We start from the raw sequence: 255 nt of genomic DNA, 5'->3' as shown, positions 1-255 counted from the left end.
ACTTAACAAACCGCCTGCGTGCGCTTTACGCCCAGTAATTCCGATTAACGCTTGCACCCTCCGTATTACCGCGGCTGCTGGCACGGAGTTAGCCGGTGCTTCTTCTGCGAGTAACGTCAATCCAACAGCGTATTAAGCTATTGGCCTTCCTCCTCGCTGAAAGTGCTTTACAACCCGAAGGCCTTCTTCACACACGCGGCATGGCTGCATCAGGCTTGCGCCCATTGTGCAATATTCCCCACTGCTGCCTCCCGT

The 255-nt window shown here is 54.9% G+C and carries 1 rRNA gene; it reads right to left on the bottom strand.

Annotated elements, in window-relative coordinates:
• A 16S ribosomal RNA gene (locus AC2AXP_RS22790) occupies positions 1-255 on the bottom strand; the annotation flags it as partial.

It is taken from the genome of Serratia sp. Sp408 (assembly GCF_057180665.1).
The sequence above is the reverse complement of the archived record's forward strand: the minus strand, read 5'-3'. Positions and strand labels throughout refer to the sequence as shown.